The sequence below is a fragment of the Brachybacterium paraconglomeratum genome (genome assembly GCF_003994255.1).
Classification (GTDB): Bacteria; Actinomycetota; Actinomycetes; order Actinomycetales; family Dermabacteraceae; genus Brachybacterium; species Brachybacterium conglomeratum.
Genome location: NZ_ML133851.1, coordinates 304,466 through 322,138, shown reverse-complemented (window position 1 = coordinate 322,138; position 17,673 = coordinate 304,466). Strand labels below are relative to the sequence as shown.

Annotated in this window: 13 protein-coding genes and 1 pseudogene; 11 read left to right on the top strand and 3 right to left on the bottom strand. The window is 71.1% G+C overall.

The features are described 5' to 3' along the window. Nucleotides 1-8: 8 nt before the first annotated feature. From pgeF to DS079_RS01410, 10 genes and pseudogenes are all read left to right on the top strand, one after another. A pseudogene (gene pgeF / locus DS079_RS01455) lies at nucleotides 9-710 on the top strand (peptidoglycan editing factor PgeF); the annotation flags it as partial. A gap of 222 nt (nucleotides 711-932) precedes the next feature. Beyond that, nucleotides 933-1,418, top strand: a complete 486-nt coding sequence (locus DS079_RS01450; protein ID WP_010551432.1) for a cell division protein SepF — start codon at nucleotides 933-935, stop codon at nucleotides 1,416-1,418. Between the two features lie 7 nt (nucleotides 1,419-1,425). Beyond that, nucleotides 1,426-1,716 carry a YggT family protein gene (locus tag DS079_RS01445; protein WP_126984526.1) on the top strand — a complete coding sequence of 97 codons (291 nt, stop codon included), beginning with the start codon at nucleotides 1,426-1,428 and terminating at the stop codon, nucleotides 1,714-1,716. A 128-nt stretch (nucleotides 1,717-1,844) separates the two neighbouring features. Further along, a complete protein-coding gene (locus tag DS079_RS01440; protein WP_126984525.1) occupies nucleotides 1,845-2,534 on the top strand; it encodes a DivIVA domain-containing protein in 690 nt (229 codons plus the stop codon). Between the two features lie 14 nt (nucleotides 2,535-2,548). Continuing rightward, nucleotides 2,549-3,196: a signal peptidase II gene (gene lspA / locus DS079_RS01435; RefSeq protein WP_126984524.1), complete on the top strand. Its 648-nt coding sequence runs from the start codon at nucleotides 2,549-2,551 to the stop codon at nucleotides 3,194-3,196. Continuing rightward, entirely contained in the window at nucleotides 3,193-4,119 is a 927-nt protein-coding gene (locus DS079_RS01430; protein ID WP_126984523.1) for an RluA family pseudouridine synthase, read from the top strand. The genes lspA and DS079_RS01430 overlap by 4 nt, the downstream gene beginning before the upstream one ends. 95 nt (nucleotides 4,120-4,214) lie before the next feature. Beyond that, nucleotides 4,215-4,949: a hypothetical protein gene (locus tag DS079_RS01425; protein ID WP_126984522.1), complete on the top strand. Its 735-nt coding sequence runs from the start codon at nucleotides 4,215-4,217 to the stop codon at nucleotides 4,947-4,949. A gap of 268 nt (nucleotides 4,950-5,217) precedes the next feature. Continuing rightward, on the top strand, nucleotides 5,218-8,796 hold the full coding sequence (gene dnaE / locus DS079_RS01420) for a DNA polymerase III subunit alpha (RefSeq protein ID WP_126984521.1): 3,579 nt from the start codon (nucleotides 5,218-5,220) through the stop codon (nucleotides 8,794-8,796). Nucleotides 8,797-8,820: 24 nt separating this feature from the next. After that, the gene (locus tag DS079_RS01415) at nucleotides 8,821-9,723 is read left to right on the top strand and encodes an endonuclease/exonuclease/phosphatase family protein (RefSeq protein ID WP_126984520.1); all 903 of its coding nucleotides are present in this window, start codon (nucleotides 8,821-8,823) and stop codon (nucleotides 9,721-9,723) included. A gap of 9 nt (nucleotides 9,724-9,732) precedes the next feature. Next, complete coding sequence (locus DS079_RS01410; protein WP_126984519.1) at nucleotides 9,733-10,923, top strand: acyl-CoA dehydrogenase family protein; 1,191 nt, start codon at nucleotides 9,733-9,735, stop codon at nucleotides 10,921-10,923. 140 nt (nucleotides 10,924-11,063) lie between these two features. Here the strand turns inward: DS079_RS01410 and DS079_RS01405 are convergent, their stop codons facing one another. Continuing rightward, nucleotides 11,064-12,092, bottom strand: a complete 1,029-nt coding sequence (locus DS079_RS01405) for an ATP-dependent 6-phosphofructokinase (protein ID WP_126984518.1) — start codon at nucleotides 12,090-12,092, stop codon at nucleotides 11,064-11,066. 299 nt (nucleotides 12,093-12,391) lie between these two features. Then, entirely contained in the window at nucleotides 12,392-13,951 is a 1,560-nt protein-coding gene (locus DS079_RS01400; RefSeq protein WP_126984517.1) for a flotillin family protein, read from the bottom strand. A gap of 308 nt (nucleotides 13,952-14,259) precedes the next feature. On the opposite strand from DS079_RS01400, the gene DS079_RS01395 reads away from it, so the two are divergent. Continuing rightward, complete coding sequence (locus DS079_RS01395; RefSeq protein ID WP_126984516.1) at nucleotides 14,260-15,660, top strand: MFS transporter; 1,401 nt, start codon at nucleotides 14,260-14,262, stop codon at nucleotides 15,658-15,660. A 221-nt stretch (nucleotides 15,661-15,881) separates the two neighbouring features. On the opposite strand, the gene pgi is transcribed toward DS079_RS01395, so the two are convergent. Continuing rightward, complete coding sequence (pgi, locus tag DS079_RS01390; RefSeq protein ID WP_126984515.1) at nucleotides 15,882-17,576, bottom strand: glucose-6-phosphate isomerase; 1,695 nt, start codon at nucleotides 17,574-17,576, stop codon at nucleotides 15,882-15,884. Between the last annotated feature and the right edge of the window lie 97 nt (nucleotides 17,577-17,673).

Genomic DNA, 17,673 nt, shown 5'->3' with positions numbered 1-17,673 from the left:
GCCGTGCCGGAGGGGTCAGCACGGGCGAGCACGCCGGCCTCAACCTCGCCCGCCACGTCGGCGACGACGCACAGGCTGTCGAGGAGAACCGGGCGCGGGTGGCCGCGGAGATCGGCGCGCCGCTGGTCTTCGTCGAGCAGGTCCACTCCGCCGATGTGCACGTGCTGCCCGCGCAGGACGCCGGGCCCGGACGCGGCACAGGACCCGCGGGGGAGCCGGGGCCCGTCGTGCGCGCCGATGCGATCGTCACCGACCGCACCGACGTGGCGCTCGCGATCATGGTCGCCGACTGCCTGCCCGTGCTGCTCTCCGACCCGGTCGCCGGGGTCGTCGCCGTCGCCCATGCCGGCCGCCGCGGCCTGCTGGACGGCGTGCTCGAGGCGACCCTCTCGGAGATGGCCGCCCTCGGCGCCCGCCCCGCGGACGTGACCGCGAGCATCGGCCCATCGATCTGCGGCGCCTGCTACGAGGTGCCGGAGCAGATGCGCGAGGACGCCGCGGCCCACCTGCCCGTGACCGCCTCGAGGACGAGCTGGGGGACCCCGGCGCTGGACCTGCGGGCGGGAGCGGTCTCCGTGCTGCAGGACGCCGGCGTCCCTGCAGAGGCGATCGACGCCGACCATCCCTGCACCCTCGAGGACGAGCGCTTCTTCTCCTACCGCCGCAGCGCCGTCACGGGTCGCTTCGCCGGGGTGCTGCGCAGGGGCTGAACCGGGCCCGGGAGATCCCGGCCGGGCTCCGCCGCCCCGCCCGGGATCCGGACGGCGCGCACGACACGACGCGCACGTCACGCCGCGACACGCGCACGACACGCCGACGACGTCCCTGTCGTGTCGAATCGCCTGCTGTACTTTCGAGTCAACGGGCTCCCGCGCACTCCCCGTGCTTCCCCGGGGCCCAGGTCAGCGCGAACAACGACTGGGAGATCTGCGATGGGAACCTGGCGCAACGCCATGGTCGCACTCGGCCTCGCCAACGAGGTCGACGACGAGTACTACGAGGACGAGCGGTACCGCGAGGAGCAGCCTGCTCCGTCCCGCCGCACCGAGCGGGCGCCCGAGCCCACCATCGAACGGGAGGCCCAGGTGACCCCGATCCGTCAGCACTCGAACGTGGTCGCGATGGCCCCGGCAGTGGAGGAGTCGATGCAGCGCATCACCACGATCCATCCGAGGTCGTACAACGACGCCAAGGCGATCGGCGAGTCCTTCCGTGACGGCGTGCCGGTGATCATGAACCTCTCGGACATGCAGGACGGCGACGCAAAGCGCATGGTCGACTTCTCCGCCGGCCTCGTCTTCGGCCTGCGCGGCACGATCGAGCGCGTCACCTCCAAGGTGTTCCTGCTGTCGCCGGAGTTCGTCCAGGTCGACGGGGACTCCTCGGCCGACGAGGGCAGCTTCTACAACCAGAGCTGAGCATCCCGTGCAGCTCGTCGCCGGGATCCTCTATCTCGCAGTCCTGATCTATCTGCTCCTGCTCCTGGCGCGCCTGGTGCTCGAGTGGATCCAGGGCTACGCCCGCGAGTTCCGCCCCTCGGGACTGGTGCTGGTGCTCTTCGAGGTGGTCTTCACGCTGACGGACCCCCCGGTCAAGCTGCTGCGCCGTCTGATCCCCCCGGTGCGGCTGGGCGCGGTGAGCCTGGACCTGTCCCTGATGATCCTCCTGATCGTGGGTTGGATCGTGCTGCGCGTCCTCGCAGGCCTCGCGGCCTGATCACGACCCGGCGATGTGAGGTGCGCGATTCTCCCGGCCCCGATGCAGGGGTCAGCCGCCGATCCGCTAGGCTGTCCGCACCGCGCCTCACCGCGCAAACCGACTCACGAATGACGAAAAGGTGACCCATGGCTCTGATGCCCGAAGACCTGATGAATCAGCGGTTCACCCCGGTCCGGTTCTCCGAGGGTTACGACATGGACGAGGTCGACAACTTCCTCGATAACGAGGTCGAACCCCGCCTGAAGGAACTGATCTCCGAGAACGAGCGCCTGAAGAAGGAGCTCGAGGAGGCGCACAACCGCATCGCTGAGCTCGAGTCCGGTGCTCCTGCCGCGGCCGCCGGCCCGGCCGTCGAGGCCGAGGAGCAGGACGAGGAGACCCTCGTCTCCGAGGTGCCCGACTCCGCCGCCGATGAGACCGCCCCGCAGGCCGTCGTCGCCGACGAGGAGCCCTCGGCCGCGGCCGAGGAGCCCGTCCCCGCCTCGGCGCAGACCCCGGACCAGTCCGCCGCCGGCATCATCGCCCTGGCCAACCGCCTGCACGACGAGCACGTCAAGAACGGCGAGGACGAGCGCGACCGCCTCATCACCGAGGCGAACGAGGAGCACAAGCGCATCGTCGGCGAGGCCGAGGAGAAGTCCCGCACCACGCTGGCCGAGCTCGAGACGAAGAAGGCCGAGCTCGACAAGACCATCGAGGGCCTGCGCAACTTCGAGCGCGACTACCGCAACCGTCTGCGCAACTACCTGGAGAACCAGCTGCGCGAGCTCGACACGAGCGAGACGCAGGACAAGCAGGCGAACTTCGGTCTGTGAGCACGTCTGATCCCATGTCGACGAGCGCCGGCCCGCAGGGGTCCGGCGCTCGTCGCCGTCTGAGCCGCCCCGCCGTCCTCGCCGTCGTCGGCGTCCTCGCGGCCGTGCTCCTGGTCGCGGACCAGGTGACGAAGAACTGGGCGGTGGCGACCCTCCCCGAGCTCGACCCCCAGCCCTTCCTGGGTGAGGTGCTGCAGCTGACCCTGCTGTACAACACCGGCGCGGCCTGGGGGATGGGCGCGGAGATCACCCCGGTGGTCACCTGCCTGCAGATCGCGATCGTGATCGGCGTGATCGTCTTCGCGGTCCGCTCGGTCCGCTCGCCCTGGTACGCGCTGGCCCTCGGTCTGATCATGGGCGGCGCGCTCGGCAACATCCACGACCGCCTGCTGCGGGCCCCCGGCCCCTTCCACGGCGCGGTCGTCGACTTCCTCGAGCTGCCGAACTGGCCCGTCTTCAACGTCGCTGACATGGCTGTGGTGGGCGGGGCGATCCTGGTGATCGCGCTCGGGCTGTTCGGCCTCGACGCCGATCCCGCCCGCGCCGTGCAGGAGCAGGCCGAGGCCGAGCAGGCGCAGACCCGCACCGAGCAGGAGCAGGCCCGTGCCGCCGAGCCGTCGACGGGAGACCCTGCGGAGGAATCCCCGGAGGCGGAGAAGTGAGCGCCTCCCGCACCCTGATGGTCCCCGACGGCCTCGCCGGGGAGCGTGTGGACGTGGGCATCTCCCGCATGCTGGGCCTGTCCCGCACCCGCGCCGCCGACCTCGTCATGGCCGGGCACGTCCTGGTCGACGGCCAGGTCCCCGCCCGCTCCACCCGTCTCGAGCCCGGAGCGATGGTGGACGTCGAGCTGCCGGACGAGAAGCCGGCCGTCGAGGTCCGGCCCCAGATCGCCGAGGGCATGAGCCTGATCCACCAGGACGACGACATCGTCGTGATCGACAAGCCCGTGGGCGTCGCGGCGCATCCGAGCGCCGGCTGGTCCGGGCCGACGGTGCTGGGCCATCTCGCCGCCGCCGGCGTCTCGATCCGCACCAGCGGCGACCCCGAGCGGCAGGGGATCGTCTCCCGTCTGGACGTCGGGACCAGCGGGCTCATGGTCGTCGCCCGCACCGAGCGCGCCTACACCACTCTGAAGGACGCCTTCCGCGCCCGCGAGGTGGGGAAGGTGTACCACGCTGTGTGCCAGGGGGCGCCCGACCAGCCCTCCGGCACGATCGACGCGCCCATCGGCCGCTCGCCGAGCCACGACTACAAGTTCGCGGTGCGCGAGGACGGCAAGCACTCGGTCACCCACTACGAGACGCTCGAGGAGCTGCGCGGCGCGACCCTGCTGCGTGTGGGCCTGGAGACCGGCCGCACCCACCAGATCCGCGTGCACATGGCCGCGCTGCGACATCCCCTGGTCGGCGACCCGCTCTACGGCTCGGACCCGACCCTCGCCGCGAAGGTCGGCCTGGTGCGCCAGTGGCTGCACGCGATGGAGCTCACCTTCACCCATCCGGTCAGCGGACGCGAGGTCACCTACGCCTCCACCTACCCGGCCGACCTCCAGCAGGCGCTCGAGAGGCTCAGGGAGCGCTGAGCAGGGCGGGACGTGGCGCACAGCTCCCGCGTCCGCCCGTGCGGTCCGGGTGTCGTCGTCACCGGCATCGACCGTCCAGGCGATACCGTCGAGCCATGACCGACGAGCAGACCTCCGGCGCGCTGACCCCCACCCGGGACGCCGCCCTGTCCCGCCCCGACTTCCCCGCCGCCCGCGTAGCACGTCGTCTGGCCCTCGACCCCGAGGGTGCCGAGCTCGCGCTGCGCGACGACGAGCGGGTGCGTGCCGCGCTCGCATGCTCCGTCGAGGAGTTCCTCGCCGCCGACGACGACCGCCGCGCCGGACGGCCCCCGAGCTCCGAGCTCGCCCTGGACCCCGACTTCCCGACCGGCGTGGGCATGGCGCTCGTCGGCGCCGCGGTGCTGTGGGAGGCGCGGGACCTGGTGCCGAAGGTCGCCCTGCGCGTGGCGAAGGACCACTACGAGGACGGGGCCGACGAGCTCGCCGCGAGCTACGTCGCCCTCGTCCAGGAGTCCGTCGAGCCGGGGGAGCGCAGCGACGACGACGCCCTCGCCTGGGCCGCGCAGTCCCTGCTCGTCTCGGTGCTGCAGCGCAGCGGGGACCCGGCCCGCGCCGACGAGATCGCCCGCGACCTCGCCGCCCATGCGATCCCGATCGACCTGTGGCGCGACGACGACCCGACCCTGCCGGACGACTCCCTGGCCTGGCACGGCGGCGCCTTCGTGGGCGGGATCCCGCCGCGCCGCGACGAGCGATGCCTCAGCTTCGAGGACGTCCACGACTACATGAACACGCTCATGGCGGACATGCAGCGCGAGCAGGCGGCGGAGGACGACGGCCGCGGCTGAGCACGCCGGGCGCGCGGAAGCGTCCCCGCCCGTGCCCTGACCCCTTGACGAATGAACGGGGCGCCCTCCTCACGGGCAGCGTGAACTGCGACGTCCATCCTGCGCACCCACGCCGAGGTCGCGGACCCGCGCCGAGGATCCGGCTGAGCAGCGCCCGTCAACGCCCCGGCGCGACGGCGGATTCCCGACACGCCGGACGCGCCGGGGTGACCTCTCCGACCCCCGCCTGAGCGCTCGCCCGTCGGCCCCCGCGGCTACCCTGATGGGCATGGCTTCTGCGGGTTCCGATGACTTCGTCCATCTCCACGTCCACACCGACTACTCGCTGCTGGACGGCGCCGCGAAGATCGACAAGCTGGTCGCCGAGACGGTGAACCAGGGCCAGCAGGCGGTGGCGATCACCGACCACGGCTATCTCTTCGGCGCCTACGAGTTCTACAAGACCGCGACCGACGCCGGCGTGAAGCCGATCATCGGCATCGAGGCGTACGTGACCCCGGGCACCAGCCGCCACGACCGCACCCGCGTGCAGTGGGGCACCAAGGAGCAGCAGGCGGCGGGCGACGACGTCTCCGCCCGCGGCGCCTACACCCACATGACCCTGCTGTCCAAGTCGACCGAGGGCATGCACAACCTCTTCCGCCTCGGCTCGGCCGCGTCCCTCGACGGGCAGATGGGCAAGTGGCCGCGGATGGACCGAGAGATCCTCTCGAAGTACGCGCCGGGCCTGATCGCCACCTCCGGCTGCCCCTCCGGCGAGGTGCAGACCCGGCTGCGGCTGGGACAGTTCGACGAGGCCGTGAAGGCCGCCGGCGAGTTCCAGGACATGTTCGGCAGGGACAGCTACTTCATCGAGCTGATGGACCACGGCCTCGACATCGAGAAGCGCGTGACCAAGGACCTGCTCGAGGTCGCCAAGGCGGTGAACGCCCCGCTGGTGGCGACCAACGACCTCCACTACGTCACCGAGCAGGACGCCACCATCCAGGACGTGCTGCTGTGCATCAACTCCGGCTCGCGCCTGAACGACCCCGACCGCTTCAAGTTCGGCGGCTCCGGCTACTTCCTGAAGTCCGCCCAGCAGATGCGGGAGCTGTTCCGTGAGTTCCCCGAGGCCTGCGACAACACGCTGCGCATCGCCGAGATGTGCGACGTCTCCTTCACCACCACCTCCGAGGGCGCGAACTACATGCCGCACTTCCCCACCCCCGGCGGGGAGGACGAGGAGTCGTGGTTCGTCAAGCAGGTCCAGGACGGGCTCGAGTACCGCTACCCCGCTGGCATCCCCGACGAGGTCCAGAAGCGCGCCGACTACGAGGTCGGGATCATCCTCCAGATGGGCTTCCCCGGCTACTTCCTGGTCGTCTCCGACTACATCAAGTGGGCCAAGGAGCAGGGGATCCGCGTCGGCCCCGGCCGTGGCTCCGGCGCAGGCTCGATGGTCGCCTACGCCATGCGCATCACCGACCTGGACCCGATCGAGCACGGCCTGCTCTTCGAGCGGTTCCTGAACCCGGACCGCGTCTCCATGCCCGACTTCGACGTCGACTTCGATGATCGCCGCCGCGGCGAGGTCATCGAGTACGTCGAGCGCAAGTACGGCGACGACAAGGTCTCCCAGGTCGTCACCTACGGCGTCATGAAGACGAAGAACTCCATCAAGGACGCCGCCCGCGTCCTGGACTACCCCTTCGCGATGGGGGACAAGATCACCAAGGCGCTGCCGCCGGCGGTGATGGGCAAGGACATCCCGATCAACGGGATCTTCGACCCCGAGAACAAGCGCTACGCGGAGGCGACCGAGTTCCGCCGCATGCACGACGAGGACCCCGACGTCCAGAAGGTCGTCGAGATCGCCAAGGGCGTGGAGGGCCTGACCCGCGGCTGGGGCGTGCACGCCTGCGCGGTCATCATGTCCAAGCACACCCTCACCGACATCATCCCGATGATGCGCCGCCCCTCCGACGGTCAGATCATCACCCAGTTCGAGTACCCGACCTGCGAGACGCTCGGCCTGCTGAAGATGGACTTCCTGGGGCTGCGGAACCTCACCGTCCTCTCCGACGCGGTGGAGAACATGTCCCGCAACGGGAAGACCCCGCCGGACCTGGAGACCCTGCCCTTCGACGACCCGGCGACCTACGAGCTGCTCCAGCGCGGCGACACCCTGGGTGTGTTCCAGCTCGATGGCTCGGGCATGCGCACCCTGCTGCGGCAGATGAAGCCCGACCAGTTCGGGGACATCACCGCCGTCTCGGCGCTCTACCGTCCGGGTCCGATGGGCATGGGCTCGCACACCAACTACGCGCTGCGCAAGAACGGCCTGCAGGAGATCACGCCGATCCACCCGGAGCTCGAGGAGCCGCTCTCGGAGATCCTCGACGAGACCTACGGCGTGCTCGTCTACCAGGAGCAGGTCATGCAGACGGCGCAGAAGGTCGCCGGCTACTCGCTCGGCGAGGCGGACATCCTCCGCCGCGCCATGGGCAAGAAGAAGAAGGCGGAGCTGGACAAGCAGTACGTCTCCTTCGAGGCGGGCATGAAGGACAACGGCTACTCCGACGCCGCCGTGCAGGCGCTGTGGGAGACGCTGCTGCCCTTCGCGGACTACGCCTTCAACAAGTCCCACTCCGCCGCCTACGGCGTGGTCTCCTACTGGACCGCGTATCTCAAGGCGAACCACCCCACCGAGTACATGGCCGCGCTGCTGACCTCCACCCAGGAGAACCGCGACCGGCTCGGCCTCTACCTCGGCGACTGCCGCCACCGCGGCATCACCGTGCTGCCCCCGGACGTCAACGAGTCCGACCTGTACTTCTCCGCCGTCGGCGACGACATCCGCTTCGGCCTCTCCGCGATCCGCAACGTCGGCGCGAACGTGGTCGAGGAGATCATCCGCACCCGCGAGGAGAAGGGCGCCTTCACCTCCTTCACCGACTTCCTGGACAAGGTCCCGCTGTCGGTGTGCAACAAGCGCACCATCGAGTCGCTGATCAAGGGCGGCGCCTTCGACTCCCTCGGCCACAACCGCCGCTCCCTCGTGCTGATCCACGAGGACGCCGTCGACTCGGTCGTCGACGTCAAGCGCAAGGAGGCCCAGGGTCAGTACGACCTCTTCGCCGACGTCTTCGGCGGCGCGGGCGGCGGCGAGGGCGAGGACGCGATGGCCTCCGGCTCCGCGGCGACGCTGACCATCCCGGACCTGCCCGAGTGGGACCGCAAGGAGCTGCTCGCCTTCGAGCGCAACATGCTGGGCCTGTACGTCTCGGACCACCCCCTGTACGGGCTCGAGCACGTCATCGCCCAGAACTCCTCCACCTCCATCAGCTCGCTGGCCGACGACGGCGCCGTCAAGGACGGCGAGATGGTCACGATCGCGGGGCTGATCACCACCCTGCAGCGCAAGACCACCAAGAAGGGCGACATGTGGGCGATCGCCACGGTCGAGGACCTCGAGGGCTCGATCGACTGCCTGATGTTCCCCTCGACCTACATGACCGTCGCCTCCGAGCTCGCCGAGGACCTCGTCGTCTCGATGAAGGGCCGGGTCGACACCTCCAAGGGCATGCCCGAGCTGCGGGTCATGGAGATGACGATCCCGGAGACCGGGGGAGGGATCGACGGCCCCGTCACCATCGCCCTGCCCGCCATGCGCGCCACCGAGAAGGTGGTCGGCGACCTCCGCGGCGTGCTCGAGGACAACCCCGGCTCCTCCGAGGTGAGGGTCAAGCTCCAGGAGCCCGGACGCACGACGCTGATGCAGCTGGACAAGCGCCTCGCGGTCACGCCGTCGGCCGCGCTGTACGCCTCGCTGAAGGCCCTGCTGGGCCCGGGCTGCCTCTCCTGAGCACGGCAGCGCGAGGGTGACGGCGTGAGCACGCCGTCCGTGCGGCGCGGCGGCGGGGACGGTCCGCGGCGGCCCGCGCCCTGGCGCATCGCGACCTTCAACATCCGTCACGGCCTGGGCCGCGACGGACGGGTGGACCTCGCCCGCACCGCCCGGGCGATCGCCGCGCTGCGGGCCGACGCTGTCGGCCTGCAGGAGGTGGACGTCGCCTACGGACCCCGCTCCGGGCACGAGGACCAGGCCTCCCGGCTCGCGGAGCTGCTGGGCTGGGAGGTCGCCTTCGGGGCGGCGCTCGACCTGCCGCCCCTCCAGCCCGACGGCCCGCGCCGCCGCTACGGGGTCGCGCTGCTCACCCCGCATGCGCTCACGGACCCCGAGATGCACGCCCTCTGCGGGCACCCGGGCGCCCCTGCGCGGCACGAGCCCCGCGGGGTGCTGCACGCGCAGGTGACCCGCGGCGGCGGCGACGCGCTTGACCTGCTGGTCACCCATCTGGACAACGACCTGCCCCGGCACCGCACCGCGGAGGTGCTCGGCATCCTCCGCTGGGCCGAGGGGATCACGGGACCGGCCGTGCTGCTCGGGGACCTCAACGCCGCCCCGCACCGCCCCGAGCTCGCACCGCTCGCCGCCGCCGGCTGGCGGGAGGCGGCCGACGAGCTGCGCGGACCCGGGCGCGGCCTGCGGGAACTTCCCGTGCTCTCCGCGCTGACCGGCTCCCCGGCGCGCCCGACCCACCCGGCGCGCGTCCCCGTGCGCCGCATCGACTCGCTGTGGGTGCGCGGCGCGGTGGACGTGCTGGACCTCGCCACCGGTCCGCTCACCGACTCCGACCACCGCCCCGTCGTGGCGACGCTGCGCGCCCGGACCACCCTGCACGAGCACGGACCCGGCCCGGAGCCCCGCACCGTGTGGGACCTGGACTAGCGTGGACCCATGAGCGTCATCGCCGAAGAGCTGCTGCCCGAGTCCCTGCTCGAGACCTTCCGCGAGCGCGCGGTGGTCCACGACCGGGAGAACACCTTCCCCGAGCAGGACCTCGCCGACCTGCGCGAGCGCGGATACCTGCGCCTGCTGGTCCCCCGCGAGCTCGGCGGACTCGGGGGCAGCCTGCTGGAGGCCGCGCGCGTCCAGCGCCGCCTGGCCGGCGCCGCCCCCGCCACCGCCCTGTCGATGAACATGCACCTCGTCGTCACCAGCGCCGCGCTGCACGCCCACCGCCTCGGCGCGGAGTCCGTGCGCAGCATCCTCGAGGACGCCGCCGCGGAGAAGCTGTTCGCCTTCGGGATCTCCGAGGCGGGCAACGACGCGATGCTCTTCGACTCCGCCACCCGCGCCGTCCCCGACGGCGACGGCTTCCACCTCACCGGCACCAAGATCTTCACCTCCCTCGCCCCCGTCTGGGACCGCCTGGTCGTGCACGGCCGGGTCGCCGCCGCACGCGAGGGCGATCCCCGGCTCGTGTTCGGGGTGATCGAGCGCGACGAGCACGTCGAGACCCTCGACGACTGGGACACCCACGGCATGCGCCCCTCCCAGTCCCGCACGACGCGTCTGGACGGCGCGGCCGTCACGGCGGAGCGGGTGCTGACCGCCACCCCCGTCGGCCCGAACAACGACCCCTTCGTGATGGGGATCTTCGGCGCCTTCGAGCTGCTGATCGCCTCGGTGTACACCGGGGTCGCGCAGCGCGCCGTGGAGGTAGGCGGCGCGATCGCGACCACCCGCCGCAACGCCACCAAGGGCATCGTCCACGCCGACGACCCCGACATCCGCTGGCGCCTCGCCGACGCCGCGATCCGACTCGACGGCGCGGTGCTGCAGGCCGAGAAGGTCCTCGCCGACCTCGACGCGCTCGGGACCGGGGAGAGCGGCACGGGCACGAGCGACCACGGGCCGCGCTGGTTCCTGCACTTCTCCGGGGTGAAATCCCGCGCCACCGAGGCTGCGATCGCCGCGGTCGACCAGGTGCTGCGCGCCAGCGGCGGCGCCCAGTACTTCCGCCGCAGCGAGCTCGAGCGCCTCTCCCGCGACGTGCGCGCCGGGCTCTACCATCCCTCCGACGAGGAATCCGTCCACGCCTCCTACGCCAAGGCGCTGCTGGGGGAGATCGGCTCCCCGCGCTGACTGTCAAGGCCCGCTGGAACGGCGACTCGAGGACGGTGCCGGCCGCGTACAGCCATCGGTCGCCGACTGGTGGCCTGCCGTCCCCGGTCGGCGGCCGCTCGACTCTGCCCCGCGCCCGACCGTCCGTGACGGGCGGCGGCTCAGCCAAAGAGCACCTCGGCCTCGTGCCAGCGCGACGCCGGCACCGTCTTCAGGCTGTCGATCGCCTCGGTCAGCGGCACGTCCACGATGTCGGTGCCGCGCAGCGCGACCATCCGTCCGAAGCCGCCGCCGTGCACCAGGTCGACCGCCGCGGTGCCCAGGCGGGTGGCGAGCACCCGGTCGTAGCCGGTCGGCTCGCCGCCGCGCTGGATGTGCCCCAGCACCGTCGCCCGCGACTCGATGCCCAGGCGCTCCTCGATCAGCGGCGCGAGCGCCGCGGCGACCCCGCCGAAGCGCGGCCGTCCGAACTCGTCGAGGTCGTAGTCCATGAACCCCTCGGGCGCGTCGGAGGGCACGAACCCCTCGGCGACCACCACCAGCGGGGCGCGACCGCGGTCGTGGGCCGCCTTCACGTAGCCGCAGATCTCCTCGATGCTCAGCGGGAACTCGGGCAGGCAGATCACGTGCGCGCCGGCGGCCATCCCCGAGTGCAGCGCGATCCACCCCACCGAGCGGCCCATCACCTCCGCCACCATGCAGCGGTGGTGGGAGTCGCCGGTCATCCGCAGGCGGTCCAGCGACTCGGTCGCGATCTCGACCGCTGTGTGGAAGCCGAAGGTGTAGTCGGTCGCGTCGAGGTCGTTGTCGACCGTCTTGGGCACGCCGACCACCGGGATCCCCGCCTCGGACAGCCGGTTCGCGGTGAACAGCGTGCCGTCGCCGCCGATCGCGATGATCGCGTCGACCTCCTGCTCGTCCATGTGGCGCCGGACGATCTCGGCGCCGTCGGCCCCGTCGTGGAAGGGATTCGCGCGGGAGGTGCCCAGGATCGTGCCGCCGATCCGGCCGATGCCGCGCACGCGACGGCGGGGGAGGGTCATCCAGTCCCCCTCGATCACGCCGCGCCAGCCGTCGCGATAGCCGATGAACTCGTCCTCGAAGAGGCGATCGCCCTTGATCACCGCTCCGCGGATCACCGCGTTCAGGCCGGGGCAGTCACCGCCGGAGGTCAGGATTCCGATCTTCATGACGGGCTGGCTCTCTTCTCTCGGGCGTCGAAGGGGAGGGGCGCATCCGCTCCGCGGCGGCATCCGCCGACTCCACCCTAGGCGGGTCCGGGAGCATTCGTCAGGGGCCTCGGTCCTCGGACCATCGCAGGTGAACTGGCGATGGACGCCGCTCGGACGGCCGGTGGCCAGAGGCGGTCCGCACTTCGGCGCGGCACCCCACCGCGGGTGCTGCGTCCGCGCGTCGGCCCCGCGATGCAGCGGCGCCCCGCCCTCTCCAGAGAGGGGACGGGGCGCCGCAGGAGCGGGGGAGCGAGGGGTCAGGCCTCCTCGCCCTCCACGTCCTCGGTCGAGGACTCCGCGGCGGCGGAGAGGCCCGCGCCACGGGTCTGCTCGGACTGCTCGCGCACCGCGCGACCGCCCTCGGCGGCCCGCTGGAGCGTGTCCTGGAAGTCCACGCCGGTGGTGGACTTGACCATGTCGAGCACCTGGGCGAGGCCCACGGAGATGTTCTGCCCGATCTTCGCCTCGCCGTCGGTGGAGAACACCGAGAGGTTGGAGATGTTCGAGTACGGGGAGGCGAGCTCGCCGGCGACCTCCGGCAGCACCTCGAGCACCTGGGCCAGGACCGCGGCGTCGTTGAACTGCTTGTACGCCTCGGCACGGGCGCGGGTGGTCTCCGCCTCGGCGTCGCCCTTGGCGCGGATCGCCGCGGCCTCGGCCTCGCCCTTGGCGCGCAGCGAGTCGGCCTCGGCCTGGCCCTCGAGCCGGACCGCCTCGGCGTCCTTCGAGCGGCGCTGCAGCTCGACCTCGGCCTCGGCCCGACCGCGGGCCTCGATCGCGTGCGCCTCGGCGTCCGCGGTGACCTTGCGGGACTCGGCGCGGTTGCGCTCGTCGGTCAGCTGCGCCTCGGAGTCCGCGACGCGGGCGTACTTCTTGGAGTCCGCGTCCTGCTGCTCGGCGTAGCGCTTTGCCTCGGCCGGCTTGTGGACCTCGGCGATGAGCTGCTTCTCGCGCAGGTCGTTGTTGCGGACCGCGATGAGCTCTTCCTGCTCGATGATCTTCTGCTGCTGCGCGGCGCGGGCGAGGGGACCGGCGGCGTCGGCGACGGCCTGACGCGCATCGGTCTCCTCCTTGATCTCCGCGTTGCGGATGTCGAAGGCCTGCTTCGACTCCGCCTCCTGCTGGAGGTTGAGGTTCTTCGCCTGGGTCGACTCGCGGTTCGCGTCCGACTCGGCGATCGCGGCGCGCTTGGCGACCAGCGCCGCCTCGGGACGGCCCCAGTCGCGCAGGTAGGAGCCGTCGTCCTCGATGGCCGAGATCTGAAAGGTGTCGATCACCAGGCCCTGGTTGTTCATCGAGTGCTCGGCTTCGGCCTGCACCTGCGAGGCGAAGGAGGCGCGGTCGCGGATGATCTGCTCCACCGTCAGCGTGCCGACGACGGCGCGCAGGGTGCCCGAGAGGATCTCCTGGGTGTAGTGGTCGATCTGCTGCTGCTGATCGAGGAAGCGCTGCGAGGCCTTGCGGACGTCCTCGACGTTGCCGCCCACCTTCACCTGCGCCACCCCGCGCAGACGGAGGAAGATGCCGTTCATCGAGTAGCCCTCGACCTCGACCGGGATCTGGCGCGAGGACAGGCTGAGCACGAAGGCGCGGTCCACGATCGGACGCACGATCGCGCGCCCGCCGATCACGACCCGGGCGCTGCCGGACTCCAGGTCGATGTCCCCGGTGGGGCTCGCCTTCGCGTTGCGGCCCGTGATGATCAGGGCCTCGTTCGGTGCGGCGATGCGGTAGCTGCGCAGCAGCACCAGCAGCAGGATGAGCAGGACGACCACCACGACGACGACGCCGCCGATGATCGGTATCAAGGCTTCCATGGGTTCCCCTCGGTCAGTTCAGGCATGCCTCCTCTGTCGGTGCAGGCATGCCGCGGTCGATTCTCCCATCGCGGACGCCCGGACGGGAGGTCGATCCGGAACCGGAGACCCGCCAGTGACCGGGCGTGAGGGCGCCCCGGCGCAGGGAGCGCCCGCCCGCCCGCGTCGGACGGGCGACCCCGCACCGCGGCCGCCTCACGTCATGTCGGTCACCGCGATGCCCTGGACGATCTGGCTCGCCTCACCGTCATCTCACCATCCGACCCGCAGGTCCGCATGGTGGACCAACGGGTCTAGGGTCGCCCGTCGTGAACACCCCGCACGCCCCCGCTCCCACCAGTCCGCCGCCGACCGCCCCGGCCAACACCCGCGGCCGGGTCATCACGGCCTCGATGGTGGGCACCACCATCGAGTTCTTCGACTTCTACGCCTACGCGACCGCCGCCTCGCTCGTGTTCCCGGCGCTGTTCTTCCCCACGCAGACCCCGGCGAACCAGCTGCTGAGCTCCTTCGCGGTGTTCGGCGTCGCCTTCGTCGCGAGGCCGCTGGGCTCGCTGATCTTCGGCCACTACGGCGACCGCGTGGGCCGCAAGGCCACGCTCGTGGCGAGCCTGCTGGTGATGGGCATCGCCACCTTCCTCATCGGCGTGCTGCCCACCGCCTCGACCCCGGGCTTCTCGTTCATCGCCCCCGCGATCCTGGTGCTGCTGCGCTTCTGCCAGGGCATCGGACTGGGCGGCGAGTGGTCCGGCGCCGCGCTGCTGGCGACCGAGAACGCCCCGCCCGGCAAGCGCGCCCTGTACGGCACCTTCCCGCAGCTCGGCGCGCCCGTCGGCTTCATCCTCTCGAACCTGCTGTTCGTGCTGCTGAGCGTGCAGCTCACCCCGGAGCAGTTCATGGCCTGGGGCTGGCGCGTGCCCTTCCTGCTCTCCTCGGTCCTGGTGGTCGTGGGGCTGTGGGTGCGGCTGAAGCTGATGGAGTCCCCGGCCTTCCAGAAGGTGCTGGACGAGCAGCGGGTCGCCTCCGTGCCGATCGCGCGCGTGTTCCGCACCGCGTGGAAGCCGCTCGTGCTCGCGACCCTCGCGATGGTCGCCACCTACGTGCTCTTCTACCTCATGACCGCCTTCCTCATGGTGGTCGGCACCACCGCGGCCGACGAGGCCTCCGCCCGCGCCGCTGCGGAGACGGCCGGCAAGGACTTCAACGCCGCGACCTTCGTGCCCGGCCTCGGCTACGAGCGCACCGACTTCCTCACCATGCTCATCATCGGCGTGGTCTTCTTCGGGATCTTCACCGTCGTCTCCGGTCCGCTCGCGGACCGGCTGGGACGCAAGCGGCTCCTGCTCGCCGTGACCGCCGGGATCGGCGTGTTCGGGCTCGTCCTGGACCCGCTCATGCACGCCGGCACGGCCGGGGTGATGGCCGCGCTGATCCTCGGCTTCACCCTCATGGGCATGACGTTCGGGCCGATGGCCGCGTTCCTGCCGGAGATGTTCAAGGCCGACGTGCGCTACACCGGCAGCGCCGTCAGCTACAACATGGCCTCGGTGATCGGGGCGGCGCCTGCGCCATACGCGATGATCTGGCTGTGGCAGCAGCAGGGCGGCTCCCTGCTGCTGGTCGGCTCCTATCTCGCGGTCGCCGCGGTGGTCACGCTCGGCGCGCTCGTCATCGGCGGCGAGACGAAGGACGTGGACTACCTGGCCTGATCGACGTGCTGCGAGGGACGAGCGGCAGGAGATCGGGCGGAGGGTGCTGCCTGATCGACGTGCTGCGAGGGACGAGCGGCAGGAGATCGGGCGGGAGGGCGCTGGCTGATCAGGCGGAGGGCACCAGCAGAAAGGGGACGTGAGCGGCACGGCGGAGCGCTGAGCTCCGCAGCGTGCCGCTCACGTCCCCTTTCTGCAGACGCGGGAGTGGATGGGCCTGATCAGCCCTCGCGGTGCTCGCGGTAGTAGCGGATCAGGCCCGAGGTCGAGGCGTCCTCCGCGGAGATCTTCTCCTCGTCGCCGGCGACGGCGCCGGCGAGGTCCTTCGCCAGCTGCTTGCCGAGCTCCACGCCCCACTGGTCGAAGGAGTTGATGCCCCACACGACGCCCTGCACGAAGGTGATGTGCTCGTACAGCGCGATCAGCTGGCCCAGCACCGACGGCGTCAGCTTCGGGGCCATGATCGAGGTGGTGGGCCGGTCCCCGGAGAACTCGCGGGCGGCGACGAGCGCGCCCTCGGTCCCCTCGGCGCGGACCTCCTCGGCGGTCTTGCCGAAGGCGAGCGCCTTGGTCTGGGCGAAGAAGTTCGCCAGGAACAGCTCGTGGACGTCCTGCTCCCCGTCGACCAGCGCGTGGTCCGGGGTGGCGAAGGCGATGAAGTCCGCCGGGATCACGCGGGTGCCCTGGTGGATCAGCTGGTAGAAGGCGTGCTGGCCGTTGGTGCCGGGCTCGCCCCAGAACACCTCCCCGGTCTCGGTGGTCGCGAGCGAGCCGTCCCAGCGCACGCCCTTGCCGTTGGACTCCATGGTGAGCTGCTGGAGATAGGCGGGGAAGCGGTGGAGGTACTGGGAGTAGGGGAGGACCGCGTGGGTCTCCGCCTCCAGGAAGTTCACGTTCCAGATGTTCAGCAGGCCCATCAGCAGCGGCACGTTCTGCTCCGCGGGCGCGGTGGCGAAGTGCTCGTCCATCGCGTGGAAGCCGGCCAGGAACTCCTCGAACACGTCCGGGCCCAGCACGGTGGCGAGCACGGTGCCGATCGCGGAGTCGACGCTGTAGCGGCCGCCCACCCAGTTCCAGAAGCCGAAGGCGTTCTGGGGGTCGATCCCGAACTCCTCGACCTTGTCCAGCGCGGTGGAGACGGCCACGAAGTGCTTCGCGACGGCCTCCTTCTCCTGCTCGGCGGTCAGGCCCGCGCTCTCGCGCAGCCCCTCCAGCAGCCAGCTGCGCACCAGGCGCGCGTTGGTGAGGGTCTCCAGGGTGGTGAAGGTCTTCGAGGCGACGATGACGAGCGTCGTCTCGGGATCCAGGCCGCGCGTGGTCTCGTACGCGTCGGTGGGATCGATGTTGGACAGGAAGCGGGCCTCGAGGCCGTCCTGGGCGAGGGGCTTCAGCGCCTCGTACACCATGACGGGGCCGAGGTCGCTGCCGCCGATGCCGATGTTCACGACGGTCTCGATGCGCTTGCCGGTCACGCCGGTCCACTCGCCGGAGCGGACCTTCTCGGCGAACTCGTAGACGCGGTGGAGCGTGCCGCGCACGTCCTCGTCGATGTTCTGCCCGTCCACGGCCAGGGCGGGGGAGGAGCCGGCGGGGCGGCGCAGCGCGGTGTGCAGCACGGCGCGGTCCTCGGTGGTGTTGATGTGGGCGCCGGCGTACATCGCGTCGCGGCGCTCCTCGACCCCGACCTCGCGGGCCAGCTTCAGCAGCAGGCGCATGGTCTCGGGGGTCAGGAGGTTCTTCGACAGGTCGACGTGGAGGTCGGCGGCGTCGTGCGTGAAGCGGGCGGCGCGCTCGGGATCCTCGGCGAACCATTCGCGCAGGGAGCCCTCGAGCGCGAGGTCGTGCGCCTCGAGCTCGGCCCAGGCCTCGGTCGTGGTGGGGTCGACAGGAGCAGTGGTGGGATCGGAAGAAGTCATACGGCCATTCAACACCCAGGCACGCTCGGAGGGGACTTCCTGCCACGGGTTCCGCCCCTGGTCCGTCCCGGTTCCGCTCATGGTTGAAAAATCGCCG

Bases quoted from the DNA above. Each gene is read 5' to 3' on its own strand.
- DS079_RS01450 (WP_010551432.1), top strand. From the start codon at position 933: ATGGGAACCTGGCGCAACGCCATGGTCGCACTCGGCCTCGCCAACGAG.
- DS079_RS01440 (WP_126984525.1), top strand. From the start codon at position 1,845: ATGGCTCTGATGCCCGAAGACCTGATGAATCAGCGGTTCACCCCGGTC.
- lspA (WP_126984524.1), top strand. From the start codon at position 2,549: ATGTCGACGAGCGCCGGCCCGCAGGGGTCCGGCGCTCGTCGCCGTCTG.
- DS079_RS01425 (WP_126984522.1), top strand. From the start codon at position 4,215: ATGACCGACGAGCAGACCTCCGGCGCGCTGACCCCCACCCGGGACGCC.
- dnaE (WP_126984521.1), top strand. From the start codon at position 5,218: ATGGCTTCTGCGGGTTCCGATGACTTCGTCCATCTCCACGTCCACACC.
- DS079_RS01410 (WP_126984519.1), top strand. From the start codon at position 9,733: ATGAGCGTCATCGCCGAAGAGCTGCTGCCCGAGTCCCTGCTCGAGACC.
- DS079_RS01405 (WP_126984518.1), bottom strand. From the start codon at position 12,092: ATGAAGATCGGAATCCTGACCTCCGGCGGTGACTGCCCCGGCCTGAAC.
- DS079_RS01400 (WP_126984517.1), bottom strand. From the start codon at position 13,951: ATGGAAGCCTTGATACCGATCATCGGCGGCGTCGTCGTCGTGGTGGTC.
- pgi (WP_126984515.1), bottom strand. From the start codon at position 17,576: ATGACTTCTTCCGATCCCACCACTGCTCCTGTCGACCCCACCACGACC.